Genomic DNA, 25455 nt, shown 5'->3' with positions numbered 1-25455 from the left:
GACGATCAGTCGTCCTCGCCCGCCTCGTCGTCCTCGGGGATGGCGGGCATTTCCACCGCCGGGGCCAGGGTCTTGATCTCCTTTATCTCGGCGCCGGGGAAGGCCTGCATGATCGACACCACAAAGGGGTCCGCCTCGACCGCCGCACGGCGGGCGGAGCGGGCCTTTTTCTCGATCTCGATCAGGGTCTCGCCGCCGCCCTGGCCGTTGGCGGCGATCAGCCAGGTGCGCCCGGTCCACTCCTTGAGCCGCGAGGCCAGGCGTCGCGCCAGATCGACGGGCGAACCCGCCGCCGGTTCATAGACGATGGCGCCCGGCTTGAACGACACCGGCTTCACATAGCGCTCGACGTCCATCTGCAGCGTGATCTCACGCTTGTCGCCGATCAGGGCGACCACGGCCTCGAAGGTCTGGGGATCGGGAAAGGCCGGCTGGGCCACGGGCCGCGCCGCCAGCATGGCCGAGGCGCCGCCGCCTCCACCGCCGCCGCCGCGCGGACCGCCCGCGCCGCCGCCCGGCAGGGTCCCCCCCGACTGGATGGCCTTCAGCGCCTCTTCCGGTCCCGGCAGGTCGGCGGCGTAGGCCAGACGCACGATGGCCATTTCCACGGCGTCGGCCGGGTTGGGCGCGCGCCGCACCTCGTCCAGGGCCTTGAGCAGCATTTGCCAGGTGCGCGACAGGGTTCCGGCGGAAATCGCCGCGCCGAGCGCCGTCAGCTTCTGCGCCTGATCATTGGGCAGGCGGGTGGCGTTGGGGCCCAGCATCTTGGCGACCGAGGCCGCGTGGCAGTGCTCCAGCAGGTCATTGGTCACCTGCACCGGATCGGCGCCATAGCCGTAGAGGGTGCGGAAGTTTTCCAGCGCCTCGGCCGTGCGTCCGGCCATGATGGATTCGAACAGGGCGATGGTCTGGGTGCGGTCGGCCAGACCCAGCATGTCGCGCACGGTCGCGGTCTGCACCGTCGCCCCGCTCTCGGCCTGAACCAGGGCCTGATCCAGCAAGGACAGGCCGTCGCGCACCGAGCCTTCGGCCGCGCGCGAGATCAGCGCCAGGGCCTCCTGCTCGATCTTCATGCCTTCGCGGTCGGCGATGCGGCCCAGGTGGCCGACCAGGACTTCCGGCTCGACGCGGCGCAGGTCGAAACGCTGGCAGCGCGACAGGATGGTCACCGGGACCTTGCGGATCTCGGTGGTGGCGAAGATGAATTTGGCGTGGGGCGGCGGCTCCTCCAGCGTCTTCAGCAGGGCGTTGAACGCCTGCGTCGACAGCATGTGAACCTCGTCGAGGACATAGACCTTGTAGCGGGCCTCGACCGGCGCGTAGCGGACGCTCTCCAGGATGTCGCGGATGTCGTTGACGCCGGTGTGGCTGGCGGCGTCCATCTCCATGACGTCCATGTGCTGGCCGGCCATGATCGAGGCGTCGTGCCGGCCGTGGGCGGTCAGGGCCAGCGACGGCTTGTCGATGCTGTCCGTTTCGTTGTTCAGGGCGCGGGCCAGCAGGCGGGCGGTCGTCGTCTTGCCGACGCCCCGCACCCCGGTCAGCATGAAGGCGTGGGCGATGCGGCCGGTGGCGAAGGCGTTGGTCAGGGTCCTGACCATGGCCTCCTGACCGATCAGGTCCTCGAAGGCGCGCGGGCGATATTTACGCGCCAGAACCTTGTAGGCGCCGTCGTCGGCGGGCTCGTCCGCGAAGGGCTCGGCCTTGGCGGGCGGGGGCGCGGCAGCGGCGACGGGCGCCGCTACAGGTTCAGGCGCAGCGGCGGGAGCGCCGAACATATCGTCGGTGTTCTCGTCCCGCTCGGGAACGTCCTCCTCCCAGGGAGGGCCATCAAGACTCGGATCGACGTCGCTCATGATCCTGTCTTAGCGCGAGAGGGCGCGGTCGCGCACCCCCTCGCGAGAGACGCAGCTCACAGATCGGTGGGCAGACGCCCGCCGTTGTCCCTGATCTTCTGAATCACCTGGGCGTGCAGCCAGATGTTCATGCTGGCGCTGTCCGACTTGTCGCCGGTGTAGCCCAATTCGTCGGCCAGTTCCTTGCGTTCGGCCAGCGAGGATTCCAGCCCGACCAGCTTCATCAGGTCGACGATGGAGGTGCGCCAGTTCAGCTTCTGCGCCTTCTGGTCGTTCATGAAGTCGAGGATGCCGGCGACATCGACCTCGGGCGCCGGGGCTGCGGCGGCGGGTGCAGCGGGCGCGGCCTGAGGCGCGACAGGCGCCGCAGTCGGCGCAGGCGCGGGCGCCGCCGGTGCGGCGGGCTCGTCCTTCTTTTTCTTGAAAATGCCGCCGAGAATGGACCCGAGAATGCTCATTCGCCTGCTCCTGAAAGGGTGAAGTCCTTTCAGCGGGTCAGGGCGTTTCCGGTTCCGTGACGCTTGCGCGACGCCTCAGTCCAGCGAAGCGAGCGCTGTCGCGAACCGCTCGAAATTGCCCGCGTTCAGCCCCGCGACATTGATGCGGCCCGAGGCGTCCACATAGACAGCGTGGTCCTGGCGCAGGCGATCGACCGAGGCTTCCGACAGGGGCAGCAGGGCGAACATGCCGCGCTGACGCGACAGGGCGGACAGATCCAGTCGGGGCAGGGGCAGGGCGGCCAGCTGCGCCCGCAAGGCGTTGACGCGCAGGCGCATGGCGTCGAGTTCGGTCCGCCACAGACCGGTCAGCTCGTCCGACGACAGGATGATCCGCACCAGGGCGGCGCCGTGATCCGGCGGGTTGGACCACAACAGGCGGGCGTGACCGGCGGCGACCTGGGCTAGGTTGGCGGCGGTGGCTTCCGCCTGGCTGAGCATCAGCAGAACGCCGGTCCGGTCGCGATAGAGGCCGAAGCTCTTGGAGCAGGACAGGGCGATCAGCGCGCTCTCGCAATGCTCCAGCAGGATCCGGACTCCAGCCACGTCGTCTTCGACACTGTCGCCCAGGCCGGGGTAGGCCAGGTCGATCAGGGGCAGCAGACCCTTGGCGGTTGCGATCTCGGCCACCGCGCGCCAGGCGTCGGCGTCCAGATCCACGCCCGTGGGATTGTGGCAGCAGCCGTGCAGCAGGACGACATCGCCCGGCGCCGCCTGCGCCAGGGCCTCGTCCAACGCGGCGCGGTTCAGGCCGCCGTCCGCCGTCAGGTGATCGAAGGTCCGCGCTGTCAGGCCGCAGGCGGCGATGATCGGCAGGTGGGCGGGCCAGGTGGGCGTGCCGATCCACACCTGGGCCGAGGGATTGGCCTGGGCGATGATCTGCAGCGCCAGGCGCAGGGCGCCGGTCCCGCCCGGCGTCTGGATGCGCGACATCCGGGCTTGAAGCGAGGGCGAGAGGTTGGGGAAGGTCGCGGCTTGAAGGCCGAGCGCGAAGGCCGCATCGCCGGCCGGGCCGACATAGCCCTTGGAGGTCTGCTCGGCGTGCAGGAGGGCCTCGGCCGTCTTGACCGCCTTCATGATGGGAATGGCGCCGGTCTCGTCGCGATAGGTGCCGACGCCCAGGTCGATCTTGTCGGGGCGCGGGTCGGCCTGCATCAGCCGGCCCAGCATCATGAGGCTGTCGGTTCTGGCTGTCGGCAGGCGATCAAACATCGGCGGCGGCCGAGGCTGCGGTGGTTTGTTCGGCGCAGGCCGACTTGTTGCGGTGGGTGACCATGCGGTGATGCAGGTCGGTCACCACGCCGCTGCCGGTGCGGACGCACAGGCCGGGGATCAGGGCGTGAACAAAGCAGGCCGCGGCCCCCTTGAACATGGCGGCCCCGAAAGAGGCCGACATGCCCATGTGTTCGAAATAGCTTTCGCCGACGGACCTGGGGTGTTCGGTGAACAGGCTCTTGAACATCTCATCCTCCGGCTGAAGGCGTGAATGTCTCCCTGTTTGGCGAGAAATAGTTTCCGAAATCGCGCGCGCCTGGCGTGAAGCGCGATATCAATTTTCTCCATAATGGCGAAGATCGCGAAGAAATATCCGAGCGTCGGGCGCAGGCCTGGCGCTTCGGCGACGACTCCAGTCGGGCGGAACGCTGGGGGGCGTGCGATTCCGCGGTGAGGCCGTCGCGCCGAAGCGCCCATGTTTGAGCGAAGCCGTGGATGCGTCTTCGCCCGGCCCGCCCTTTGGCGCGCCGATCCCGCTAGCGCGGTGGTGGCGATCGGCGTGTCAGGGTCTGGATGGCGTGCGAACCCCGGGGGAGGAGGGGCGTGCGCCGTGGTCCTGGCGTGCATTGGCGGCGCGACAGGTTTCAACTCGGGGAGAAGTCTAACGGGGGCTTTTCAGCGTCGATCCGGGGTCTGCCAGGGCGCGGCGTTCCGGGAGATCCTGAAAAAACTTCGTCATTTCAGCAATTTGTATTATTAACCTATTGTTAGTAATCGCTGTTTCACTTCAGCTTATGCATATTGATCTCCAAGTATTGATTGCGTGGTTTTGAAAGCAGTATTAATTATATCCAATACATGGGCGTGACGGTGGAAATTACGTTGCGCCATGTTCTTTGGCATCACCAATCTGTGGGATGTAACCAAGAATATTTTGAGGTATGGTGAAATCCGTCAGGATTGTGGCGTTGCGTGAAGCGGGTGGTGCAACAACCGGTCGGACGGGGGCGGCCTGAGCTTGGAGTGTCGGTGTGAGACAGGGTTCAGTTGAGGCCGGCTTCGCCCCTGAGGCGTCGCAGGAGCCATTCTGGTTTTCGGCCGATCGTCGCGTGTCGGGCGATCGACGCCGCGCGATTTCGACCGATGAGGGCGCGCCGAACGCCCTTTGCGGTCGCGCCCTGGCCAACTGGGTCGACGGCGAGCGTCGCGCCCGTCTGATCGTCACGCGCGATCTGGACGTCATGTGGATGAACGAGGCGGCGCGGGCGCTGCGCGACGACGGCGAGGCCTTCGAGGTCTGCGACGGTCGTCTGACGCCGCGCTCGCCGATCATCGCGGGTCTGGTGGTTGCGGCCCGGCCCGAGGAGGCGGGTTGCGCCGTGGTGCCGGGCGAGGGCGGTCGTCACTGGGTGGCCTGGGCGCGTGAAGTCTGCGCCCCGCCCAACGCCCTGATCGGTCTGACGCTGCAGAGGGCGCGCAGCGAAGTCCGTTTCCAGGCCCTGATCGAGAACCATCTGCTGACGCCGTCCGAGGGACGGATCATCGAAATGCTGCTGGCGGGGGTCGAGACCGGTCGGATCGCCCAGGCGCTGGATATCTCCATCGAGACCCTGCGCACCCACCTGAAGCACGCCTATCAGAAGCTGGGCGTGCGCAGCCGCGGCGAACTGTTCGCCGAGGCGCTGAGCTTCGTCGGCCCCTAGAGCGCTGGCCCGCTTAGGCGGCGGGGGTGCCGGTAACGGCGGGGGCGGGCGCGGCGATCGCCGGTGCGGCTGCGGCGGGATCAACCTGGACCAGCAGCGGCCCGAGGGCGAAGGCGGCGGCGGCGGCGCCGGCCGACAGGGCCAGAACCGCAACCACGGCATAGGCCGCCAGCGAGCGCGAGCGGCGGCGCCGAAAGCCGCCGGACTTGACCCCGCGAATGATGACGAAGGGGCCCTTCGAGAAAGCCTCGGAGCCGATGATATTATGCTGGGACAAGAACGCGCTCCCCGACTGTCCAGGAATGGATCAGTTCAGAGAGCGGCCCGATAAGGCCAAAGGATGGCGAACGCCGGTCCCCTGGTCGGTTCAACTTCCGAGGGTGACGTTGATCATGCGTCCGCCGCGCGTCTGGACGCGCTTCATGACCACGATGATGTCGTCTCCCGCCTTGACCGGCGAGATCAGGAACCAGCTGCCGTCCGGCAGGCCGGAGAAGCGGAAGGCGTTGTCGGCGCAGGGCTGGGCGCGTTCATAGGAGCGGTAGTCGGCGCCCTGTTCGCCGGCCGAGCGCGCGCGCACCACGGCGGCTGGCACGGCGGCGCGCTCGGTCGAGCCGTAAAGGCGCTGCATCCGGGCGCGCGTATAGCCGGTGTCGGGGATCAGGCCGACATTGCCGACGCAATGGAAGCTCTTGCCGTCCTGGGCGTAGGCGACGCGCCCCTCGATCGAGGCCTGACCCGTGCGGGTCGACCAGGCGAAGGCGTCGGCGCTGAACTCGGTCGAGCCGGCGCCGGTCGCGCCGCCCATGGGCGTGGTGGCGCAGGCGCTGAGCGCCAGGCCGCCCGCGAGGACGGCGGCGAGGGCGAGGGAAGGGCGACGGATCGACATGGAGGGAGCTCCCGGAACGCGTTTCAAGCTCCACGGGAATGACGCCCGAAGGCGAGACGAGTCAAGGTTGCCCGGCGTCGCGGGCTGGGCCAAAAGGGCGCCGGAGACCGGACGCAGAGACCGGCCGAGAAACGTTTTCAGGGGCTTCATGACCGTCACCATCGACGACATCCGCGCGGCGCAGTCACGCATCGCCGGTCAGGTCGACCGCACCCCCGTCCGCTATTCGCGTCGCCTGTCCCAGCTGACCGGCGCCGAGATCTGGATCAAGTACGACAACCTGCACTTCACCGGCAGCTTCAAGGAGCGCGGCGCCCTTAACCGGCTGCTGCAGTTGACGCCGGAAGAAATGAAGCGCGGCGTCGTCGCCGCCTCGGCCGGCAATCACGCCCAGGCCCTGGCCTATCACGGCGGCCGTCTGGGCGTGCCGGTGACCATCGTCATGCCCGAGGGCACCCCCTTCGTGAAGGTGGACGGCACCCGCGCCCACGGCGCAAACGTCGTCATCCACGGTCTCGATTTTTCAGGCTCGACCGAGGAGGCCAGGCGGCTGCAGGTCGAGCACGGTTATGTCTTCGTTTCGGCCTTCGACGACGAAGGCATCGTCGCGGGGCAGGGGGTCTGCGGCCTGGAGTTCGTCGAGGACGCGCCGGATCTCGACGCCCTGATCATCCCCATCGGCGGCGGCGGTCTGATCGCGGGCAGCGCCATCGCCGCCAAGGCGATGAAGCCCGACATCAAGATCTTCGGCGTCGAGGCCGCCCGCTATCCCTCCTTCACCGCCCGTCGTCGCGGCGAGCCCGCCAGATGCAGCGGTCAGACCATCGCCGAGGGCATCGCCATCAAGGCCGTAGGCGAAATCCCCTTCGCCCTGGCCGACAAGCTGATCGACGAGGTCTTTGTCTGCGAGGAGGCCGACTTTGAAAAGGGCGTGGCCCTGCTGGCGACGCTGGAGAAGACGGTGGCCGAGGGCGCCGGGGCCGGCGGTCTGGCCGCCATCCTGGCCAACCCGGAACGCTTCAAGGGCATGAAGGTCGGCATCGAGCTGACCGGCGGCAATATCGACGCCCGCATGCTGGCCGTGGTGCTGAACCGCGAAATGGTCCGCGAGAAGCGCCTGATCGTCTATCGCATCCTGGGCGACGACCGCCCCGGCATGCTGTCGGCCATGGCCGCCGTGATCGGCGGATTGGGCGGCAATATCATCGACGTCGTGCACAACCGGCTGGCGCTGGACGTGCCGGCCAAGGGCGCCGAGTTCGACATCATGGTCGAGACCCGCGACGCCCGTCATGCCGAGGAAATCGGCGAAGCCCTCAAGGAACGTGGCTATGAACTTCGCATGGGCTAAGCCCGCACTCGTCGCGGCCTCGGCCGCCGCCCTGCTGGCGGTCGCCGCCTGTAACCGCCAGCCCGCCGTGTCCGGCGCGGATCTGGCGAAGAACGCGGAAGAGGCCGCCGCCTTCATGAAGAGCAACGCCTCGGCGGAAGGGGTGCAGACCCTGCCGTCGGGCCTGCAGTACAAGGTGGTCGCCAGCGGCCCGGCGGACGGCGTCCATCCCGACCGCAACGATCTGGCGCGCGTCGACTACGAAGGCAGCCTGACCGACGGCACCGTCTTCGACAGTTCGTTCAAGCGCGGCTCGCCCGCTGTCTTCAGCCCTGAGCAGGTCGTGCCCGGCTGGACCGAGGCCCTGCAACTGATGAAGCCCGGCGACGAGTGGCTGCTCTATGTCCCGCCGGAACTGGGCTACGGCGAAGCGGGCGGCCCGCCGTTGATCCCCGGAAACGCCGTCCTGGTGTTCCGGCTGAAGCTGCTGGATGTCGCCCCGGTGCCGGGCGGCGGTCGCGGCGTGGGACAGGCCGCAGTCTAAGACCCTTCTCCCCTTGAGGGAGAAGGTGGGCGCCGAAGGCGCTCGGATGAGGGGTGTCAGCGCTGCGCTCGAAACGCGCGGCGCTGACGTCGATCTCTTCTATCAGGGCGCCGTCGTCACCCCTCATCCGTCATGCTTCGCACGACACCTTCTCCCTCAAGGGGAGAAGGACCATTCGGCTTTGACGCTCTCGTCTTCTTCGCCCGCCAGCCGCGCCTCGCGCAGCGCGGCGAACCGCTCTCCATCCAGCCGCGACAGCGCCCAGACCGCCGCCCCGCGCACCACGGGCGCCGGATCGTCCAGCAGGGTCTCGACCGGGGCGATCAGATCAGCGTCGGCCGAGTTCCCCGCCGCATAGAGGACGTTGCGGATGAACCGGTCGCGCCCGATGCGCTTGACCGGGCTCCTGGTGAACAGGGTGCGAAAGGCCGGATCGTCGAGCGCCAGCAGGTCGGCCAGCCGCGGCCCCTTCAGGCTGTCGCGGGCGTGCAGTCGCGCCTCCGACGCGCCTTGCGCGAACTTGTTCCACGGACAGGCCCCCAGACAGTCGTCACAGCCATAGATGCGCGGCCCCGCCGCGATGCGGAACTCCACCGGCCACGGGTCCGCAAACTCGATGGTCAGATAGGAGAGGCAGCGCCGCGCATCGATCTGGAAGGGCGCGGGAAAGGCGTTCGTCGGACAGGCGTCCAGACAGGCGGTGCAGCGGCCACAGTGCTCGGTCTCAGCCTTGTCCGGCTCGATCTCGGCGGCGGTCAGGATGACCCCCAGGAACAGCCAGTTGCCGTGCGTTCGGTTCAGCAGATTGGTGTGCTTGCCCTGCCAGCCCAGACCGGCGCGCTGGGCCAGGGGCTTTTCCATCAGGGGGGCGGTGTCGACGAAGACCTTCACCTCCTGGCCCAGACGCGCGGCCATCTGCCCCGCCAGGATCTTCAGACGCCCCTTGATGACCTCGTGATAGTCGTCGCCGCGCGCATAGACCGAGATATAGCCCGCCGACCTGTCTTCCAACTCCGGCAGGGGATCGGCCTCGGGGCCGTAGTTCATGCCCAGGACGACAGCCGTCTTCGCCCCGTCCCACATGGCGGTGGGGTGGGCGCGGCGCTCCAGCGTCGTCTCCATCCAGCCCATGTCGCCGTGACGGCCCGCTTCGACAAAGTGGGCCAGCTTCTCGCCCGCGCTCCACGGTTCGCTGGCCGAGGCGAAGCGGCACACGCCGAAGCCCAGTTCGGCGGCGCGTTGTCGGATGAAGATGCGGGGATCGGCCGCCATGAGGCTCGTTTGATGCGGTTGAGTGAGGGAGTCGAGTCCGTTGACACCTCCTGCCGTCATCCCGGACGGCCGTCAGGCCGATCCGGGACCCAGGCGGCGGCTTCATGCACGGTGGGGGCGATTGATTTCCACCGTCTGGGTCCCGGATCTTCGGCCCGCTGCGCGCGCCGTCGTCCGGGATGACGGCAAGGGAGAACCTCAGAAGTCGAGGTCGGCGTACCAGGTCGCCGGATGGACGCCGGGGAAACGGTCGCTCAGCAGGGTGCGGAAACAGGGCCGCGACTTCAGCTTGGAATACCAGGTCTTCAGCGACGGATAGGAGGCCCAGGTGATCTCGCCGAAATAGTCCAGCACCGACAGGTGGCCCGCCGCGATCAGATCGGCCTGGCTGAGCCGACGCCCGGCCAGCCATTCGCGCCCGGCGGCCAGGCCTTCCAGCATGGCCAAATGAACGCGAAGCGCGTCGCGGCCCTCGCGCAGCATCCGCGCCTCCGGCGGACCCAGCCGCAGCAGGGGCTTTTCCATCCGCTCATGCAACAGGACGGCGTCCACCTCGTCGATGAAGCGGCGGTTGAACCAGGTCGCCAGCCGCCGCGCCTCGGCGCGCTCGCCGATGTCGGCCGGCATCAGGACGTCGCCCTTGGAGCGGTCCTCGATCCAACCGAGGATGGCGTCCGTCTCGCAAAGGGTCAGGACCTTGCCCTTTTCGGCCACGCTTAGGACCGGCGGCATGCCCGAGGGATTCAGGTCGAAGACGGGGCAGTCCTCTTCCCACGGCTTGATCGGTTCTTCGCCGAAATCGATGCGCGCCTCGCCCAGGGCCAGACGCGCCGTGCGCGAGCCGGGATGGAAGGCGAAATGATAGAGGACGGCGGGCGCGGACATTGTTCCACCCATGCGCCTATGCACGTTAAGGCTCCGTTTACCGCGACGCCGCGTCGCAGCCTATGACCAGGGGCCGGGGCGGGTCGCCAGGGGCTCGACCGGGGCCTCGGACGCGGCGACGGAGGGGGCGGCGGCGTGGAGTTCGGCCCGGCCGCGCGGGTCGGCGTGGATCAGGATGTCGGCGTGGGGGAAGGCGGCCTGGATGCGCTGCTCGGCCTCGACCACGATGGCGTGGGCCGCCTCCAGCGTCAGTTGCGGGTCCAGATCGACGTGCATCTGCACCATCAGCACCTGCCCGGCCATGCGGGTGCGCAGCTGGTGCAGGCCCGAGATGCGGGGATCGGCCAGGACGGCGGCGGTGATGGTCACGCGCGCTTCCTCGGGGCCGGCATGGTCCAGCAGGTGATCGGCGGACTCGCGCAGCAGCGAGATGGCGCCCCAAAACAGCCAGACCGCCACCACCAGACCCGCCGCCGCGTCCAGCCCGGGCGCGCCCAGATAGGCGCCCGAGATCACCCCGATCAGCACCACGACATTGGCCGCCAGATCGGCGGCGTAGTGGGCGCGGTCGCCCGCCATGGCCAGGGAGGCGGTCTTCTTCAAGGCTTGGGTCTGCATCCACACCAGCCACAGGGTGACGGCGATGGAGGCGACGACCACGCCGACGGCCCAGCCGCCTGCGGCGACCGGGCGGGGATCGAAGATGCGCTGCACCGCCTCCCAGCCGATGAAGACGGCGGAGGCGAAGATCAGGCCCGCCTGCACCAGACCCGCCAGAGCCTCGGCCTTGCCGTGGCCGTAGCGATGCTCGGGGTCCGCCGGGGCCGCCGCCCAGCGCACGGCGAAGAAGGTCGCCAGGGAGGCGATCAGGTCCAGTGCGGAATCCGCCAGGGTCGCCAGGATCGACACCGAGCCCGAGGCGCCCAGGGCGAAGGCCTTCATCACGATCAGGATCGTCGCCGTGCCCACCGACAGGGCGGTGATGCGGCGGGTCGTGGCGTGAGCGTCGTCGAGGGCGGAGGCGGTCATCCCCGCCCTTGTCGCGCAAAACCGCGCATCCGCCAATGGCGGCGTCTTGTCCGGGGCGCTAAGGAAGAAGCCTGCCCGGGGCGGACGAACCGTCGCCGGTCGAGACGGAGTTTCCATGGCGGACTGGCTGACGGCGATCCTTCTGGGTCTGGTCGAGGGATTGACCGAATTCATACCGGTGTCGTCCACCGGACACCTGCTGCTGCTGGGGCATTTCCTCGGCTTCGAGAGCACCGGCAAGACGTTCGAGATCGTCATCCAGCTGGGCGCCCTGCTGGCCATCATCAGCGTCTATTTCAAGCGGCTGTGGACGCTGGCGACGCGCTGGCCCTTCGATCCGGCCGCGCGGCGCTTTCTGATCGGCCTGCTGGTCGCCTTCCTGCCCGCCGCCGTCATCGGCTTCTTCGCCTACGGTTTCATCAAGACGGTGCTGTTCGAGACGCCCCTGGTCATTTGCATCGCCCTGATCGTCGGCGGGCTGCTGCTTCTGTGGCTGGATCGGGTGGACAAGTTCCCGGTCTATCTGGACGCCGACCGCTATCCGATGCGGATCTATTTCCTGATCGGCCTCTTCCAGTGCCTGGCCATGATCCCTGGCGTGTCGCGCTCGGGCGCCACCATCGCCGGCGGCCTGCTGCTCAAGACCGACAAGCGTTCGGCGGCCGAGTTCAGCTTCTTCCTGGCCCTGCCGACCATGGGGGCGGCGGTGGCCTATGACCTGTTCAAGAACCGCGACGTTCTGGACTTCAGCGACTTCGGCTTGATCGCGGTGGGCTTCGTCGCCGCCTTCCTGACGGCCCTGGTGGTGGTGCGCTTCCTGCTCGACTTCGTGTCCAAGCGCGGCTTCGGCCCCTTCGCCTGGTGGCGCATCGTGGTGGGCGTGGCGGGGATCGTCGGTCTGGCCGTGACCGGGGCGCTGTAACTTTCTTTCCTCCCCGCTCTGTGGGGAGGGGGACCGCGTAGCGGTGGAGGGGCTCCTGCGAAAGCGGCCCCTCCGTCACGTCGGCTTCGCCGCCGCGCCACCTCCCCACATGGTGGGGAGGAGAGGTCAACGCCCAAAGAAAAGCCCCTCGGGACAGCGTCCCGAGGGGCTTTTTGTAACTGGCCCCGATCAGGCCGCCGCCGGGCTTTCGGCGTACTGGCCGCCGACGCGGTAGCGGAACAGATAGCTGGGGGCGATGGCTTCCAGACCCGTAGCCCCCACGCCCAGTTCGGCCAGACCCTGGGCGCCCGGCGAGACGAGATTGTCGTTCTCCAGCAGCAGGACCTGGTCCTTGGTCAGGGCGGGCTTCAGGCCGATCGCCGCCGGAATCTGCGCCAGCGACCCCAGGATACGGGCGGCGAAGAAGGGCACGGGGACCAGGAAGCGATCGCGGTTGGTCTCGCGCAGGATGAACTTCAGGATGTCCTTGAAGGTCCAGACCGACGGTCCGCCCAGCTCGAAGGTCTTGCCTTCGGCTTCCGGCGAGACGGTGGCGCGAGCGATGGCCTCGGCCACGTCGCCGACATAGACCGGCTGGAACTTGGTCACGCCGCCGCCGATCAGGGGCAGGGCGGGCGAGAAAGTCGCCATGGCGGCGAACTTGTTCAGGAAGGCGTCTTCCTTGCCGAAGATGATCGACGGGCGGATGACCACGGCGCCGGGGAAGGCGGCGCGCACGGCGGCCTCGGCGGCGCCCTTGGTGCGGGCATAGGCGGCCTTGCCGTTCACATCGGCGCCCAGGGCCGACATATGGGTCAGGCGCTTGACGCCCGCGGCCTTGGCGGCCTCGGCGACGTTGACGGCGCCTTCGACGTGCAGGGCCTCGAACTTGCGGCCGCCGGTCTCGAACAGGATGCCGACCAGGTTGATCACGGCGTCGGCGCCTTTCAGCGCCTCGGCCACGGCGGCCTTGTCGGTGATGTCGCAGCGCACGGTCTGGACCTGGCCGACGTCGCCGGCCATGCGCAGTTCATAGGCCAGGGCCGGCTTGCGCACGGCGACGCGCACGCGCCAGCCGCGCTTGGCCAGGGCTCGCACCACCTGGGTTCCGACAAAGCCCGAGCCGCCGAAAACGGTGACCAGTCCGGGGGCGAAATCAGCCATCTGAGCGCTCCAACGCCAAACCCCGGCCGCAACGGGCGACCGGAGGAGAATTCCATGGGCGGGGCTTAACCGATGCGCCGCCCCGCCGCAACGCACAGCGGGGCGAGTTGGGCCTTTAGTCCGCCCTGTAAACCACCCGACCATCGACCACGGTCAGGACCGCATGGCCCTTGGGGATGTCGGCGGCGGGCACGGTCATCAGGTCGATGTTGAAGGCGGAGAAGTCCGCCCGCTTGCCGACCTCGATGGTGCCCAGCTCCTTCTCGCGGAAGCTGGCGTAGGCGGGCCACAGGGTGAACATCTTCAGCGCCGTCGCCCGGTCCACGGCCTCGTTCGGGCGCCAGTCCGGCCCCTGGAAGCCGTTGAGGTCGCGCCGCGCCACGGCGGCGTAGAACTCGATCAGGGGATCGCCGCGCTCGACCGGGGCGTCCGACCCGCCGACCACGATCACGCCGCGATCCACCAGGGTATGCCAGGCATAGGCTCCGTCCAGTCGGGCGTCGCCCAGTCGGTCCGCCGCGAAATGCAGGTCGCCGATCGCGTGGCTGGGCTGCATCGAGGCGATGATCGGCAGGTCGTCGAAGTAGTGATAGTCGCTGGGCCGGATGATCTGGGCGTGCTCGATGCGCCAGCGCGGATCGGCCAGCTTCCACTCGGTCTTGGGCACGGACCGCAGCGCCTCCTCGTACCAAGCGGCGACGTCGTGGTTGCCCTGATCGCCGATGGCGTGGGTGGCGATCTGGACGCCGGTGCGCAGGGCTTCCTGATACAGGGGCATGACCGTCTCCCGCGACGCCAGCATCAGGCCAGACGTGTCGGGGCGATCCGAATAGGGCTGAAACAGCTTGGCCCCGCGCGAACCCAGGGCGCCGTCGGCGTAGAACTTGACGGCCCGGGTGATGATCCGCCCGTCGTCCGCGTCGCGCGGTCCGCCCGCCATCAGGGCGCGGGCGTCGCCCATGTCGATGCTGTTATAGACCCGCAGCGGCGCCTCGCCCTCGCGCGCCATCGCCTCCATCAGGGGCACGTCCTTCCACGGCGCGCTCATGAAGTGGACCCCGGTCCAGCCGTAGCGGGCATAGACGCCGAAGCCCGCGCGATAGGCCGCGCGTGTCGCCGCCGCGTCGGCCTGGGGCATGAGCGGCTCGACCAGAACCATGGCTCCGTCCACCAGCAGACCCGTCGGCTGGCCGTCGGCGTCTTTCAGGATCTCGCCGCCCGAGGGGCCGGGCGTCGCCGCATCGACCCCGGCGGCGCTCAGCGCTGCGCTGGAGACGGCGACCGCATGGCCGTCGGCGCGGCTCAGCAGCACCACGCGACCGGGGGCGGCGGCGTCCAGATCGGCGGCGGTCAGGAAGCGTTTCTCGGGCCAGTGGGTCTCGATCCAGCCGCGCCCGACGATGACCCCCTCGGGGTGGGCCCTGGCCCAGTCGCTCAGCCGCGCCATGGCCTCGACGACCGAGGCCGAGCCTTCCAGGTTCAGCGTCATCTCGCGCCAGCCGATGCCATCCAGATGGGCGTGGCCGTCGGTGAAGCCGGGAAACAAGGTCGCGCCCCTCAGGTCCACGACCTCCAGCCCGTCGCTCGAAGGCGCGCCGGCCGCCGCGCCGACATAGGCGATCCGCCCGTCGCGTACGGCCACGACCTCGGCGGTGGGCGCCGCCTCGACGCCAGTGTGGATGGTCCCACCCCGGATCAGCAGGTTCTGGGCGAAGGCGGCGGGCGCGGCGGCGGCCATCAGGGCGGCGGCCAGCGGAAGGGTCGTCTTCAGGGTTCGGAACATCAGCGCCTCCAGGTCGGGGGCAGGGGAGCCGCAGCCGGGCTTGGCGTCAAGCGATCCTGCGCGCATCATCGCCGCATGAAGCTGTTCACCATCGGCTATGAAGGCTCCACCCAACCCGAGGTCATCGAGCGGCTGAAGGCGGCGGGCGTCGAACTGGTGGCCGACGTGCGCGCCGTGGCCTCGTCGCGCATCGCGGGCTTTTCCAAGACGGTGCTGGGCGAGAGCCTGAAGGCCGAGGGGCTGGACTATCTGCAACTGCGGGCGCTGGGCACGCCCAAGGCCGGGCGCGACGCGGCGAGGAAGGGCGACGTGGCGACCATGCACGCCGTCTTCAACGCCCATATGCAGGAGCCCGACGCCGAAGCCGCCTTCCAGCAGCTGCGCCATGTGGCGAGCGAAAAGCGCGTCGCCCTGCTGTGTTTCGAGGCCGAGGCCTGCGGTTGCCACCGCGCCGTCCTCGCTGACCGGCTGGCCCGCGAGGACGGGGTTGAGGTGGTGGATCTGTAACTGATCCTCCCCTGCGCAGCGGGGGAGGGGGACCATGCGCAGCATGGTGGAGGGGGCGAGATCATGGCCCCGCAGCTTGGAATTTTGGACCTCCGAAAGCGGCGATCCAGGGGCTGAGGGCGGCGGCTGCAGCCGCCCCCTCCACCGCTGCGCGGTCCCCCTCCCCCGCCTGCGGGGGAGGATCTTTTCGTTACGGACGGCCCACCAGCTGGTCCACCGAACCCGTCGTGACAGGGTGATAGAGCGGCCGGGCCTTGGCGTAGATGCGCGTGGCGTTGGCCCGGCCCCAGTCGCCTTCGTTCCACAGGGTCTGGAACAGGGGCAGGACGAACTTGCGGCGGCCCTGGCTGGTCAGGAAGCGGTCGGCGGTGGCGACGGCCGGTTCATAGCGGTGCGCCAGGGCGATCTGCAGCCAGGCGAAGGTCAGCTCGGCGTTGCCTTCATTGGCCAGGTTCAGCGTCTTCTCCAGATCGGCCAGTTGCGCCGTGGTCAGCCAGTCGGCACCCGCCGCCAGACCTTCGGGGCGCCAGGCCAGGAAGCGCTGGCGCTGCTGGGTGTTCCAGTTCTTCCAGTCGATGGCCGAGGCCGGGCCCTTGTCGGCGAAGAAGGCCTTGGCCTGTTGATCCACGGCCTCGAAGGCGTGGGACACCGGCGGGACCCAGTTCGACGGCATGCCGGGCTGGTAGATCCAGTTCTCCAGCTGCAGTTGGGCCTCCAGCGCGGCGTCGCCCTTGATCAGGTGCTCGCGGATGTCGGCCAGGAAGCCGACGTCGGTCATGGGCTGGAAGGCGTGGCGGTCGAAATAGCCGCGCAGCCAGGCGTCGAAGGTCTCGCGCCCGACGATGCGCTCGATGGTGCGCAGCATGGCCGCGCCCTTCTCATAGGGCACGCCCGACAGGCCGTCGTCGGGGTCGCGTCCGGTCAGGTCGATGTGAAGTTTCGTATCGTCCGGCGCCGTGGTCGCCAGCTCGGCTGACAGCTCGCCCCAGCCCAGAACCTGCTCCTGCATGGCGCGGTCGCGACCATAGAGGGCCTCCATGATCCGGTTCTCGAAATAGACCGTGGTGCCTTCGTTCAGCCAGATGTCCGACCAGGTGGCGTTGGTGACCAGATTGCCCGACCAGCTGTGGGCCAGTTCGTGCGCCACCAGCGAGACCAGCGACTGATCCCCGGCGATGATGGTCGGGGTGGCGAAGGTCAGGCGCGGGTTCTCCATCCCGCCGAAGGGGAAGCTGGGCGGCAGGACCAGCAGATCATAGCGGCCCCAGCGATAAGGGCCGTAAAGCGCCTCGGCCGCGTCCACCATGCGCGGGGTGGACTGCAGTTCTGCGCGGGCGGCTTCCAGGCGGCTCGGCTCGGTCCAGACCCCGGTGCGGCCGTCGAACGAGGCGAAGGCGATGTCGCCGATGGCGATGGCCATCAGATAGGGCGGGATCGGACGATCCATGTCGAAGCGCCAGGCCTTCTGACCGGCAACGGCGGCTTCGCCGGCCGGCGTCAGGTGCTCGGCGGACATGACCACGGTCAGGTCGGCGGGCGCGACCACGCGGGCCGAATAGGTCTGGCGGATGCCGGGGCTGTCCTGGGTCGGGACCCAGGTGCGGGTCAGGATGGCCTGGCCCTGGCTGAACAGATAGGGCTTCTGCCCACCCGCCGTCTGCTGCGGGCTGAGCCACTGCAGGGCCGCCGCGTCGGGACGGGTGGAATAGTCGACGACGACCTTCTGCACTTCGCTACCGGCGAAGGCGGGCAGGTGGACGGTCAGGGCCTGACCCTTGATGGCGTCCACGGCGCCCAGCTCATGGCGCAACGGGCGGCCCTGGGCGTCGCGCACGCCGCGGATGTTCAGGTTCTTGGTGTCCAGCACGACCTCGGTCGCGCCGACGCGGCCGGTGACGTCCAGCGTCGCCGAGCCCGACAGGGTCTTGGCCGCGAAGTCGGCGGTCAGGTCCAGGGCCACATGGCCGACCCGCGCCTCGGCCGGGCGGGCGTTGGAATGGATGTCGTCAGCATAGGCGAAGGCGGGCGTCGCAGGCGTGGCGGCGGGCGCGGTCATGTCCGATCCTCCGGGCGCGGTGGCGCAGGCGCCGAGGGAAGAGACAAGGGCGGCGGCGAGGGCGAGGGCGGAAACCTGCCCAACCAGCTTCAGGGTCATCGAACGCTCCGTATTCAGATGCGTGCGAAAAGGCTCCCTCGCGCCGGAAAGATCAAGCCTTCGCCGGCATCGGCCGCAGGTGGTGGGCCTTGAACAGGCGTCCCTTCTCGGCGGCCAGAACCAGCAGCAGGGCGACGACGCCCAGCGCCGCGAACCCGACCGTCATCGGCACGGTGGTGCCGTCGAAATGCTGGCCGATCCAGAAGCCCAGCAGGGCCCCGCCGATGGTCGAGATGAAGCCCTGGGCCGAGGCCGCCGTGCCGGCGATATGACCCATGGGCTCCATGGCCATGGAGCCGAAATTGCCGGCGATGAAGCCGAAGCAGAACATCTTGCAGGCCTGAAGCGCGGCGAAGACCCACAGGCTGTCATGCCCGGCATAGGCGATGGCCGCGTGCAGCAGGCTGAAGCCGATGAAGCCGAACAGGGCCGTGTGGGCGATCAGGCGCGAACCCAGCCTTTCCACCATGCGCGAGTTCAGCACCGAGGCCAGGGCGATGCCGCCGGCCACCATGGCGAAGACGGTGGTGAACAGGCCGGGCGACTTGAAGACGTCGAAAAAGATCTGCTGCGAAGAGTTGATGAAGGCGAACAGGGCGCCGCTGATCGCCGTCATGGCCAGGGTGTAGCCCATGCCGATGCGGCTGCTCAGGGCCTGACCAAAGGCGCCGGCGATGCGCTTGACCTTGATCGGCATGCGGTCTTCGGGGTGCAGGGTCTCGGGCAGGCGCAGGGCGGCCCACAAAAGGAAGCTGCCGCCGAACAGGGCGAAGAAGCCGAAGATCCAGCGCCAGGGCGCCACCAGCATGATCAGCTGCCCGACGGTCGGCGCCAGGATGGGCACGCCCAGGAAGACCAGGAAGCTCAGCGACATGACCCGCGCCATGGTCCGCCCGGAATAGCGGTCGCGCACGATGGAGACGGCCAGCACCCGTGTCGCCGCCGAGCCCAGGCCCATGCCGATGCGCGACAGGATCAGCCACTCGAACGAATGGGCGAAGGCGGCCAGGATGCTGAAGCCGACATAGAGGCCGATGCCGATGAAAAGGATAGGCCGCCGACCGAACCGGTCCGCCAGCGGGCCGTAGAACAGCTGCGCCCCGCCGAAACCCAGCAGATAGGCGGTGATGACCCACTGGCGGGTGTTCTCGTTGACCACGCCCAGATCCTCGCCGATGTGCGGCAGGGCCGGGAGCATGGCGTCGATGGCCAGGGCGTTCATCGCCATCATGATGGCGATCAGGCAGACGAATTCGGCGAACCCCGGCCCCTTGGGAGCGGCGGTGGTGGTGGTCGGGGCGGAGGTCATCGGGACCAGATGCGGGCTGCGTCAGGCTGACGCAACCCCGGATCGTCATGAATTTTGCGTTGCAACAAGACAGGGCGGCGCTCGGGCTGAGCCATTTGGTCATGCCCTTCGTCTCCCTGCCGTCATTCCGGGGCGCGCAGCGAACCCGGAACCCAGGCGGTTGCTTATGTCTGCGTCCTGCCCGGGGCTGGCGCCTGGCCCCCGGATCGCCCCTGCGGGGCGTCCGGGGTGACGGCGAGGAGGCCTACTCCCGCACCTGAATCCGCGCCACGACCGACATGCCGGGGGCCAGTCGGGCTGCGGCCTCCTGACCCGGATCGATGGAGATGCGGACCGGGATGCGCTGGGCCACCTTGGTGAAGTTGCCGGTGGCGTTGTCGGGGCGGATGACGCTGAACTCGGACCCGGCGGCGGGCGAGATGCGTTCGACCTTGCCCTTCAGGGGTTGTCCGCCCAGGGCGTCGACCGAGATCTCGACGGACTGGCCGACGCGGATGTCGCGCATCTGCGTCTCCTTCATATTGGCCGTGACCCAGACCGTATCGGGGACCAGAGCGGTCAGTTGCGTGCCGACCGCGACCTGCTGGCCGACGCGTACCGCGACCTCGCCCAGACGTCCGGCGCGCGGAGCCTCGATGCGGGTATTGTCCAGGTCGATCTGGGCCAGACGGACCTGGGCGCGGGCGTTCTCGACGGCGGCTTCCAGCGAGCCCTTGCTGACGACCGCCGAGGTGACGCCGGTCTGGGCCACGCCTTCGGCGGCGCGGGCGGCGGCCAACTGGGCCTCGGCGGCGCGCAGGGCGTTCTGGGCGGTATCCACCTGGGCCTGGGCCACCCAGCCGCCGGCGAACAGGGTGCGCACGCGCTGGGCGTCGGCGCGCGCCTTGGTCACGGCGGATTCGGCGCCGGCGATGGAGGCGCGGGTCTGGGCGACCGACCCGCGCGCCGATGCCTGGCTTTGGGCGGAGTTGGCCAGGGCCGCTTCAGCGGAATGCAGGGCCGCCTGCGCCTGTTCCAGACGCTGGCGATAGATGCGGTCGTCGATGGTCGCCAGCAACTGGCCGGGCTGGACCGTCTGGAAATCCTGCACCTCGACCGAGGTCACATAGCCGCTGACCTGGGGACTGATGACGGTCACCTGGCCGCGCACATAGGCGTTGTCGGTGGTCTGCGGCCCCCCGTCGAACGGCGGCAGGCGCCAGGCGTGCAGGATCAGACCGACCCCGACCAGGGCGATCAGGACCAGCACCACGCTGATCATGACCCTGCGTCCGCTGGACGGTTGCGGAGCGGCGGCGGGCGGCGGGGGCGCGGCCGGAGCCGGAGCGGCGGGGGCTTGAGCAGGGGCGGGAGTGGCGTCGGTCATGGTCGGGTCCGGGTCATTCGACAGCGGCGGCGGCGGCGGCCTCGGCCGCCTGGCGGTTGGCGGCGCGGCGCGCCTCGATACGGGGGCGGAAATGGTTCGCGGCGACCCAGAGCGCGCCGACGGCGGCGGCGCCCGAGATCAGCAGGAAGACGTCGTTGTAGGCCAGCACCTGAGCCTGCTGACTGACCTGCTGCTGCAGCAGCTTCAGCGCCGCGCCCTGGCGCTGGGCCGCGTCGCCGAGGGTGTGGGCGTAGGCCCCGCCCAGCTGCTGCAGCCGCAGCACCACCTCGGGATCGCCCAGGTCGATGTGCTCGGCCAGCTGGTTGGAATGATACTTCTCGCGGATCGTCTGGATCGTGCCGATCAGGGCCGAGCCCATCAGGCCGCCGATGTTCTGGCCGATCGAGAAGACGACGATGAAGCTGATCAGGTTCTTGCCGCCGCCCTGCAAGACCTTGCCGAAGCCGATGATCATGGTCGGGCCGATGAAGAAGGCGGCGGCGAAGGCGAGCAGGGCCTGGCTGAAATAGAGGTTCACCGGCCGGGTCAGCACCGTCGCATGGCTGTCCATGAAGGCGCCGACGGCGATCAGGGCGAGCGCGATGGAGATGGGCTTCCACAGCTTCATGGGATTCAGGGTCAGGGCGCTGGTCAGGGTCCCCGCCGCCGTGGCCAGCAGCATGACCCAGAACAGGCCATGCATCTGGTCATTGCCCAGACCCATCTGTTGCAGGAAGCCGACCGCGCCGGTCGTCTGCTCCGACAGGACGATCCGCACCAGCAGGATGGCCAGCAGCAGCCGCACGATGTCGCCGCCCGCCAGCCATTTCAGGTCGATCAGCGGATTGGCGCGGTTGTACTCGATGACGGCGGCGGCGGTCAGCAGGACCAGGGCGCCGACCAGGGCCCAGCCGATCCACGCCGCCTCGGTCCACCAGACGATGCGACCCAGCCCCAGGACGGCCGTCAGCAGGGCCACGCCCGGCGCGAACAGGGCGAAGGTGACGAAGTCCAGCTTCTCGAAGGTCTTCACCCGCTGCGACGGCGGCATCTTCAGCGCGAAGACGGCGGGCAGGGCGATCAGCACCAGCCCCAGGTCGAACATGTAGACCGCCCGCCACAGATCATGGTCCAGCAGCGGCCCGACCCCCAGCCGCGCCAGGGGGATGGCCAGGCTGGACAGGCCCACGCCGATGATGATGCCCTTCAGGCGGTGCTGCGCCGGGAAGGCCTGGATGATGTAGAGGATGCCCAGGGTCGACATGCCCGCCGCCGCGATCCCGGCGATGCCGCGCACCACCAGGGTCGAGCCGAAGTCCTCGAGGAAGAGGTGCGCGGCCGCCGTGGCCAGGAAGACCATCAGGATGATCTCGGTGAACAGCCGCAGCCCGTACTGCATCCGGAACTTGACCAGCAGCAGGTTCATGCAGGCGTTGGTCATGACGAAGATGACGGGCAGCCAGGTCGCCTCGGCGATGGTCACGCCCAGATCGCCCGCCAGCTGCGGGATGTTGGCCGTCACCGCGGCATTGCCGAGGCTGCCGGTCAGGGCGACCAGAATGCCCACGGCGGCATAGGCCCAGCGCATCGGCGTCGAATGGTCGGGCGTGGCGGGCGAGCCGGGCAGGGCGGGCCGCTCGTGCGGCTTCAGCGTCGCCAGATACTCGTCCCAGGGCAGGTTCCAGTCGCGGCGGCTCATGTGAGCGGCTCCGGCCGAGGCCGAACGGCGTCCAGCACCAGCTCCAGCGCCCGGCGACTCAGTTGATCCCGGTCGGCCGCCCCGACAGTGCGCGACGGCGCCCCCAGCATCAGGGCCAGAACGCGCGTGTCCTCCACGCTCAGATCGGGGCGCACCCGTCCCGCGGCCTGCGACACCGCCAGCGCTTCGGCCCCCGCGCGTTTCAGCCCGCTGCGGATCGGGGCCAGGGCTTCGTCCTTCAGATCGCGGATGGCGCTGGCCAGGCCCGCGCTCTGGATCATCAGCTCGACCATCTGGCCGAGAAACCACAGGAAGACCTCGGGATCATCGAGGCGGGCCTGGGTGCGTTCGTGCAGGTCGTCGATCTGTCCCACGAAAACCGCCAGGGCCAGTTCGGACCGGTCGGCGAAGTTGCGATAAAGCGTCGCCCGGCCCACGCCCGCCTGCTCGGCGATGACGTGCAGCGGCGTGTCCAGCCCGTCGCGTGCAAAGGCTTCAGCGGCGGCCGTCAGCAGGGCCTCGCGGCGTTCGGCGGCGTCTTTTCGCAGGGGACGGGTCATGAAGATCGCCAAGTGGACACTTGTGTCCGCTTAATCAAGAGCGGTCGGACTCATTCTTTGTTTCGCTGTGTGCGGGCGCGGGCGAATCCCTCCTTGCACAGCGGAATGCGCCAGAACGGCTAAGGCTGCGTTCCGGGCGATGATGATGACGAAAGGGGGGCGCGCCCTCGGGCGCTCATCCAGATGTGGTGCCGGTGGCCGGGCTCGAACCGGCACTCCTCTCGGAACAGGATTTTGAATCCAGCGCGTCTACCAATTCCACCACACCGGCACAGGTCTGGGAGGCCGCGCAATCTAGCGAGGGAATGCGCCGGGTCAATCGCCAGGCCTGGAAAATCAGCGCATCATGAAGTTGGTGCGAAACACGACGAGCCGGGGCGAGACGGGGGCGCCGTCCGACGACTGGAGCCGGGCGTCGTCCGTGCTCTTCAGCGCCTGCTTTCCGAAGCCGCCGTCAACGGGGAACTCGCTTTCCACCAGGCAGGCGTCCAGGCGTCCGTCCGGCAGGGCCATGCAGGACAGCATGGCGAAACCGGCGGTGTATTTCGCCGGGAAGGGATAGGCGGGCCGCGGCGGGCGCGCCCAGGTCACCCTGGGCGACTGTCCGTATTCGTCGAGGTCCGGCAGAGCGGCGTCCCGAGCGTCGACCAGAGGCCGGTTGCAGGCGGTCAGGGTCTCGTCCACGGCGGTCGAGGAGCGCGGCAGTTCCAGATCATGCCGCAGGTTGCGGCCCGGTCCGGCGCCGTCGGGGACCACGATGGACACCTTGCCGCCTTCGCGCAGCTTGCGGGCGAAAGGCGCCGGCAGGGCGCTCAGGGCTGTGGAGCGGACGGTCGCGACATTCCAGGTCTCGGCGTGGAAATGATCGTCATAGGAAATCCGCAGCACGCGCGTGTCCCGTCGGGGCGCTTCGGGCAGGCCCGACACCAGGGCGTCATAGACGCCGTCGGAACAGCGCAGGATGACGCTGACGCCGCTGTCGAGGCTGACGTAGGCCGCGACCATCTTCTTGCGCGGATCGCGCACCATGTCCCAGTCGGCAGGCGGATTGACTTCGGCCGGCGCCGGGGGCGCAGCGTCCTGGGCCGCCGCTGGACCCGACATGGACAGGGCTGAAAGAAGCGCCGCCGTCGCGATGTGTCGAACAGGGCTCATGCTGCAACCTCCACATGGCTGTCGGTTCCGCCCGCGAGAACGCGGCGGGCGCGGATGTACATCTCGACGCGCTGCATGACGATCAGGCCGATCGCGAACAGCATGAAGGCGTCGGTGACGACCACGGCGTCCAGATGCCAGGCGGCCGCATTGGTCTGCATGACTTCCCGCAGGCCCGCCCGCGCGGCGAACAGGCCGATCACCAGAATCAGCCCCAGGGGCGAGGCCTGGGCCTTCAGCGAGCCGTCGGCCTCCTTCTCGATGGTGATGGTCTTGCCCCGCCACCAGCCGGCGACGCCGCCCAGGGCCAGGGCGACCACGAAGGCGATCCAGGCCAGGGGGCCGAAATGCGGGTGCTGGGTGTTGGCCCACAGGCCGAAGCCGATCGCTGTGGTGACCAGCAGGGGCATGACCCACAGCAGGTGCGGCCGCAGGGTCCGTTTGCGCCGGTTGCGCAGCAGGATGATGATCAGGGCCACGGCGATGCCGATCAGCGGGCCCATGGTTTGCGGCGACATGCGGAAACTCCCCTCCGAGCGCCGTCAGCCTAGCCCGGCGAACGGCGCTCGAAAAGCGGAGATCAGGCGGGCGCGACCGTCTGTTCGATGGCGCCGAAGATGGTGTGGTGCCTGTCGTCCAGCATCTCGATGCGGACGGTGTCGCCATGCTTGAGGAAGGGCGTCTTCGCCTCGCCGGTCAGGATGGTCTCGACGGTGCGGACCTCTGCGATGCAGGAATAGCCCAGACCGCCCTCGGCCACCGGCTTGCCCGGACCGCCGTCGGCGTCCTTGTTCGACACCGTGCCCGAGCCGATGATCGACCCGGCGATCAGGGCGCGGGTCTTGGCCAGGTGGGCGATCAGCACGCCGAAGTCGAAGGTCATGTCCACGCCGGCGTCGGCCTGACCGAAGTCCTTGCCGTTCAGCTGCACCGACAGGGCGCCGGACAGCTTGCCGTCCTTCCAGCGATCGCCCAGGGCGTCGGGCGTGACGAAGACCGGCGACAGGGCGCTGGCCGGCTTGGACTGGACGAAGCCGAAGCCCTTGGCCAGTTCGCCGGGGATCAGGTTGCGCAAGCTGACGTCGTTGACCAGACCGACCAGACGGATCGAGGCCAGGGCCTCGTCGCGGCTGGCGCCCAGGGGCACGTCGCCGGTCACGACCACGATCTCGGCCTCCAGGTCGCAGCCCCAGGCCTCGTCCTTCAGCGGGATGGCGTCGCGCGGACCCATGAAGTGGTCCGAGCCGCCCTGATACATCAGCGGGTCGGTCCAGAAGGTCGCCGGCATCTCCGCGTTGCGGGCTTTGCGCACCAGTTCGACGTGGTTCACATAGGCCGAGCCGTCGGCCCACTGATAGGCGCGGGGCAGGGGGGCGGCGGCGTCGCGCTCGTGGAAGCGGGCGCGCGGAACGGCCTCGTGCTCCAGGCTCTCGGCCAGGGCGCGCAACAGCGGCTCGCAACGGTCCCAGTCATCCAGCGCCGCCTGCAGCGTGGGCGCGATCAGAAAGGCGTCCGTGAACCAGTTCAGGTCCTTGGAGACGACGACGAGGCGGCCGTCACGGCCGTGCTTGAGCGAGGCGAGTTTCATGGGGTGAAGCTAGTCTTGGGCGAGGGG

General features: G+C 68.9%; 24 protein-coding genes and 1 tRNA gene. 5 read left to right on the top strand and 20 right to left on the bottom strand.

Annotated features, from left to right (window positions below; genetic code table 11):
* Window positions 1–5: 5 nt before the first annotated feature.
* The 4 genes from ACFYLW_RS09875 to ACFYLW_RS09860 form a co-directional block, all read right to left on the bottom strand.
* The gene (locus ACFYLW_RS09875; RefSeq protein WP_313471916.1) at window positions 6–1856 is read right to left on the bottom strand and encodes a DNA polymerase III subunit gamma/tau; all 1851 of its coding nucleotides are present in this window, start codon (window positions 1854–1856) and stop codon (window positions 6–8) included.
* A 56-nt stretch (window positions 1857–1912) separates the two neighbouring features.
* Window positions 1913–2314 carry a DUF3597 domain-containing protein gene (locus ACFYLW_RS09870; RefSeq protein WP_312065173.1) on the bottom strand — a complete coding sequence of 134 codons (402 nt, stop codon included), beginning with the start codon at window positions 2312–2314 and terminating at the stop codon, window positions 1913–1915.
* Window positions 2315–2389: 75 nt separating this feature from the next.
* Window positions 2390–3565, bottom strand: coding sequence for an aromatic amino acid transaminase (locus tag ACFYLW_RS09865; protein WP_312065174.1), 1176 nt, complete (start codon window positions 3563–3565; stop codon window positions 2390–2392).
* Window positions 3558–3815: a DUF6356 family protein gene (locus ACFYLW_RS09860; protein ID WP_312065175.1), complete on the bottom strand. Its 258-nt coding sequence runs from the start codon at window positions 3813–3815 to the stop codon at window positions 3558–3560. Before ACFYLW_RS09860 ends, ACFYLW_RS09865 begins: the two co-directional genes overlap by 8 nt.
* 784 nt (window positions 3816–4599) lie before the next feature.
* On the opposite strand from ACFYLW_RS09860, the gene ACFYLW_RS09855 reads away from it, so the two are divergent.
* Window positions 4600–5271 (top strand): LuxR C-terminal-related transcriptional regulator, encoded by a 672-nt coding sequence (locus tag ACFYLW_RS09855; RefSeq protein WP_312065176.1) that lies wholly within the window; start codon window positions 4600–4602, stop codon window positions 5269–5271.
* A 13-nt stretch (window positions 5272–5284) separates the two neighbouring features.
* Here ACFYLW_RS09855 and ACFYLW_RS09850 read toward each other — a convergent pair whose 3' ends face one another.
* Together ACFYLW_RS09850 and ACFYLW_RS09845 are read right to left on the bottom strand one after the other, a co-directional pair.
* On the bottom strand, window positions 5285–5548 hold the full coding sequence (locus ACFYLW_RS09850; protein ID WP_312065177.1) for a hypothetical protein: 264 nt from the start codon (window positions 5546–5548) through the stop codon (window positions 5285–5287).
* Between the two features lie 90 nt (window positions 5549–5638).
* Entirely contained in the window at window positions 5639–6160 is a 522-nt protein-coding gene (locus ACFYLW_RS09845) for a hypothetical protein (RefSeq protein ID WP_312065178.1), read from the bottom strand.
* A 148-nt stretch (window positions 6161–6308) separates the two neighbouring features.
* Here ACFYLW_RS09845 and ACFYLW_RS09840 point away from each other — a divergent pair, with 148 nt between their 5' ends.
* The gene (locus ACFYLW_RS09840) at window positions 6309–7511 is read left to right on the top strand and encodes a threonine ammonia-lyase (RefSeq protein ID WP_312065179.1); all 1203 of its coding nucleotides are present in this window, start codon (window positions 6309–6311) and stop codon (window positions 7509–7511) included.
* Entirely contained in the window at window positions 7492–8034 is a 543-nt protein-coding gene (locus ACFYLW_RS09835; RefSeq protein WP_312065180.1) for an FKBP-type peptidyl-prolyl cis-trans isomerase, read from the top strand. The genes ACFYLW_RS09840 and ACFYLW_RS09835 overlap by 20 nt, the downstream gene beginning before the upstream one ends.
* Before the next feature lie 156 nt (window positions 8035–8190).
* On the opposite strand, the gene queG is transcribed toward ACFYLW_RS09835, so the two are convergent.
* The 3 genes from queG to ACFYLW_RS09820 all read right to left on the bottom strand — a co-directional run bounded on the left by queG (window position 8191) and on the right by ACFYLW_RS09820 (window position 11220).
* A complete protein-coding gene (gene queG, locus ACFYLW_RS09830) occupies window positions 8191–9306 on the bottom strand; it encodes a tRNA epoxyqueuosine(34) reductase QueG (protein WP_312065181.1) in 1116 nt (371 codons plus the stop codon).
* A 198-nt stretch (window positions 9307–9504) separates the two neighbouring features.
* Window positions 9505–10191: a glutathione S-transferase family protein gene (locus ACFYLW_RS09825; RefSeq protein ID WP_312065182.1), complete on the bottom strand. Its 687-nt coding sequence runs from the start codon at window positions 10189–10191 to the stop codon at window positions 9505–9507.
* 60 nt (window positions 10192–10251) lie between these two features.
* On the bottom strand, window positions 10252–11220 hold the full coding sequence (locus tag ACFYLW_RS09820) for a cation diffusion facilitator family transporter (RefSeq protein WP_312065183.1): 969 nt from the start codon (window positions 11218–11220) through the stop codon (window positions 10252–10254).
* A 115-nt stretch (window positions 11221–11335) separates the two neighbouring features.
* On the opposite strand from ACFYLW_RS09820, the gene ACFYLW_RS09815 reads away from it, so the two are divergent.
* Complete coding sequence (locus ACFYLW_RS09815; RefSeq protein ID WP_312065184.1) at window positions 11336–12142, top strand: undecaprenyl-diphosphate phosphatase; 807 nt, start codon at window positions 11336–11338, stop codon at window positions 12140–12142.
* A gap of 189 nt (window positions 12143–12331) precedes the next feature.
* On the opposite strand, the gene ACFYLW_RS09810 is transcribed toward ACFYLW_RS09815, so the two are convergent.
* The gene (locus tag ACFYLW_RS09810) at window positions 12332–13306 is read right to left on the bottom strand and encodes a complex I NDUFA9 subunit family protein (protein ID WP_312065185.1); all 975 of its coding nucleotides are present in this window, start codon (window positions 13304–13306) and stop codon (window positions 12332–12334) included.
* Window positions 13307–13421: 115 nt separating this feature from the next.
* The gene (locus tag ACFYLW_RS09805; RefSeq protein ID WP_312065186.1) at window positions 13422–15089 is read right to left on the bottom strand and encodes an amidohydrolase; all 1668 of its coding nucleotides are present in this window, start codon (window positions 15087–15089) and stop codon (window positions 13422–13424) included.
* A 75-nt stretch (window positions 15090–15164) separates the two neighbouring features.
* On the opposite strand from ACFYLW_RS09805, the gene ACFYLW_RS09800 reads away from it, so the two are divergent.
* A complete protein-coding gene (locus ACFYLW_RS09800) occupies window positions 15165–15596 on the top strand; it encodes a DUF488 domain-containing protein (RefSeq protein ID WP_312065187.1) in 432 nt (143 codons plus the stop codon).
* Between the two features lie 190 nt (window positions 15597–15786).
* On the opposite strand, the gene ACFYLW_RS09795 is transcribed toward ACFYLW_RS09800, so the two are convergent.
* The 9 genes from ACFYLW_RS09795 to ACFYLW_RS09755 all read right to left on the bottom strand — a co-directional run bounded on the left by ACFYLW_RS09795 (window position 15787) and on the right by ACFYLW_RS09755 (window position 25428).
* Window positions 15787–17751, bottom strand: coding sequence for a M1 family metallopeptidase (locus tag ACFYLW_RS09795; protein WP_312065188.1), 1965 nt, complete (start codon window positions 17749–17751; stop codon window positions 15787–15789).
* 52 nt (window positions 17752–17803) lie between these two features.
* Window positions 17804–19060: a multidrug effflux MFS transporter gene (locus ACFYLW_RS09790; protein ID WP_312065189.1), complete on the bottom strand. Its 1257-nt coding sequence runs from the start codon at window positions 19058–19060 to the stop codon at window positions 17804–17806.
* 244 nt (window positions 19061–19304) lie between these two features.
* The gene (locus ACFYLW_RS09785; RefSeq protein ID WP_313471919.1) at window positions 19305–20426 is read right to left on the bottom strand and encodes an HlyD family secretion protein; all 1122 of its coding nucleotides are present in this window, start codon (window positions 20424–20426) and stop codon (window positions 19305–19307) included.
* A 13-nt stretch (window positions 20427–20439) separates the two neighbouring features.
* A complete protein-coding gene (locus tag ACFYLW_RS09780; RefSeq protein ID WP_292085530.1) occupies window positions 20440–22125 on the bottom strand; it encodes an MFS transporter in 1686 nt (561 codons plus the stop codon).
* Entirely contained in the window at window positions 22122–22685 is a 564-nt protein-coding gene (locus tag ACFYLW_RS09775) for a TetR/AcrR family transcriptional regulator (RefSeq protein WP_313471920.1), read from the bottom strand. The genes ACFYLW_RS09780 and ACFYLW_RS09775 overlap by 4 nt, the downstream gene beginning before the upstream one ends.
* A 186-nt stretch (window positions 22686–22871) precedes the next feature.
* A tRNA-Leu gene (locus ACFYLW_RS09770) sits at window positions 22872–22956 on the bottom strand.
* Window positions 22957–23021: 65 nt separating this feature from the next.
* Window positions 23022–23840, bottom strand: a complete 819-nt coding sequence (locus ACFYLW_RS09765; RefSeq protein ID WP_312064655.1) for a hypothetical protein — start codon at window positions 23838–23840, stop codon at window positions 23022–23024.
* On the bottom strand, window positions 23837–24358 hold the full coding sequence (locus ACFYLW_RS09760) for a CcdC protein domain-containing protein (RefSeq protein WP_312064653.1): 522 nt from the start codon (window positions 24356–24358) through the stop codon (window positions 23837–23839). Before ACFYLW_RS09760 ends, ACFYLW_RS09765 begins: the two co-directional genes overlap by 4 nt.
* A gap of 62 nt (window positions 24359–24420) precedes the next feature.
* A complete protein-coding gene (locus ACFYLW_RS09755; protein ID WP_312064652.1) occupies window positions 24421–25428 on the bottom strand; it encodes a fumarylacetoacetate hydrolase family protein in 1008 nt (335 codons plus the stop codon).
* Window positions 25429–25455 lie beyond the last annotated feature (27 nt).

It is taken from the genome of Brevundimonas sp. NPDC007368, from assembly GCF_042869015.1.
GTDB lineage: Bacteria > Pseudomonadota > Alphaproteobacteria > Caulobacterales > Caulobacteraceae > Brevundimonas.
Note: the sequence above shows the minus strand (reverse complement) of the source record. Positions and strands in the feature narration are given on the sequence as shown.

Excerpts from the sequence above, each read along its gene's own strand:
- ACFYLW_RS09875 (WP_313471916.1), bottom strand. The coding sequence starts at position 1,856 with ATGAGCGACGTCGATCCGAGTCTTGATGGCCCTCCCTGGGAGGAGGAC.
- ACFYLW_RS09860 (WP_312065175.1), bottom strand. The coding sequence starts at position 3,815 with ATGTTCAAGAGCCTGTTCACCGAACACCCCAGGTCCGTCGGCGAAAGC.
- ACFYLW_RS09790 (WP_312065189.1), bottom strand. The coding sequence starts at position 19,060 with ATGACCTCCGCCCCGACCACCACCACCGCCGCTCCCAAGGGGCCGGGG.
- ACFYLW_RS09865 (WP_312065174.1), bottom strand. The coding sequence starts at position 3,565 with ATGTTTGATCGCCTGCCGACAGCCAGAACCGACAGCCTCATGATGCTG.
- ACFYLW_RS09775 (WP_313471920.1), bottom strand. The coding sequence starts at position 22,685 with ATGACCCGTCCCCTGCGAAAAGACGCCGCCGAACGCCGCGAGGCCCTG.
- queG (WP_312065181.1), bottom strand. The coding sequence starts at position 9,306 with ATGGCGGCCGATCCCCGCATCTTCATCCGACAACGCGCCGCCGAACTG.
- ACFYLW_RS09795 (WP_312065188.1), bottom strand. The coding sequence starts at position 17,751 with ATGACCCTGAAGCTGGTTGGGCAGGTTTCCGCCCTCGCCCTCGCCGCC.
- ACFYLW_RS09755 (WP_312064652.1), bottom strand. The coding sequence starts at position 25,428 with ATGAAACTCGCCTCGCTCAAGCACGGCCGTGACGGCCGCCTCGTCGTC.
- ACFYLW_RS09765 (WP_312064655.1), bottom strand. The coding sequence starts at position 23,840 with ATGAGCCCTGTTCGACACATCGCGACGGCGGCGCTTCTTTCAGCCCTG.
- ACFYLW_RS09835 (WP_312065180.1), top strand. The coding sequence starts at position 7,492 with ATGAACTTCGCATGGGCTAAGCCCGCACTCGTCGCGGCCTCGGCCGCC.
- ACFYLW_RS09810 (WP_312065185.1), bottom strand. The coding sequence starts at position 13,306 with ATGGCTGATTTCGCCCCCGGACTGGTCACCGTTTTCGGCGGCTCGGGC.
- ACFYLW_RS09825 (WP_312065182.1), bottom strand. The coding sequence starts at position 10,191 with ATGTCCGCGCCCGCCGTCCTCTATCATTTCGCCTTCCATCCCGGCTCG.
- ACFYLW_RS09760 (WP_312064653.1), bottom strand. The coding sequence starts at position 24,358 with ATGTCGCCGCAAACCATGGGCCCGCTGATCGGCATCGCCGTGGCCCTG.
- ACFYLW_RS09800 (WP_312065187.1), top strand. The coding sequence starts at position 15,165 with ATGAAGCTGTTCACCATCGGCTATGAAGGCTCCACCCAACCCGAGGTC.
- ACFYLW_RS09805 (WP_312065186.1), bottom strand. The coding sequence starts at position 15,089 with ATGTTCCGAACCCTGAAGACGACCCTTCCGCTGGCCGCCGCCCTGATG.
- ACFYLW_RS09815 (WP_312065184.1), top strand. The coding sequence starts at position 11,336 with ATGGCGGACTGGCTGACGGCGATCCTTCTGGGTCTGGTCGAGGGATTG.
- ACFYLW_RS09780 (WP_292085530.1), bottom strand. The coding sequence starts at position 22,125 with ATGAGCCGCCGCGACTGGAACCTGCCCTGGGACGAGTATCTGGCGACG.
- ACFYLW_RS09840 (WP_312065179.1), top strand. The coding sequence starts at position 6,309 with ATGACCGTCACCATCGACGACATCCGCGCGGCGCAGTCACGCATCGCC.
- ACFYLW_RS09785 (WP_313471919.1), bottom strand. The coding sequence starts at position 20,426 with ATGACCGACGCCACTCCCGCCCCTGCTCAAGCCCCCGCCGCTCCGGCT.
- ACFYLW_RS09845 (WP_312065178.1), bottom strand. The coding sequence starts at position 6,160 with ATGTCGATCCGTCGCCCTTCCCTCGCCCTCGCCGCCGTCCTCGCGGGC.
- ACFYLW_RS09820 (WP_312065183.1), bottom strand. The coding sequence starts at position 11,220 with ATGACCGCCTCCGCCCTCGACGACGCTCACGCCACGACCCGCCGCATC.
- ACFYLW_RS09870 (WP_312065173.1), bottom strand. The coding sequence starts at position 2,314 with ATGAGCATTCTCGGGTCCATTCTCGGCGGCATTTTCAAGAAAAAGAAG.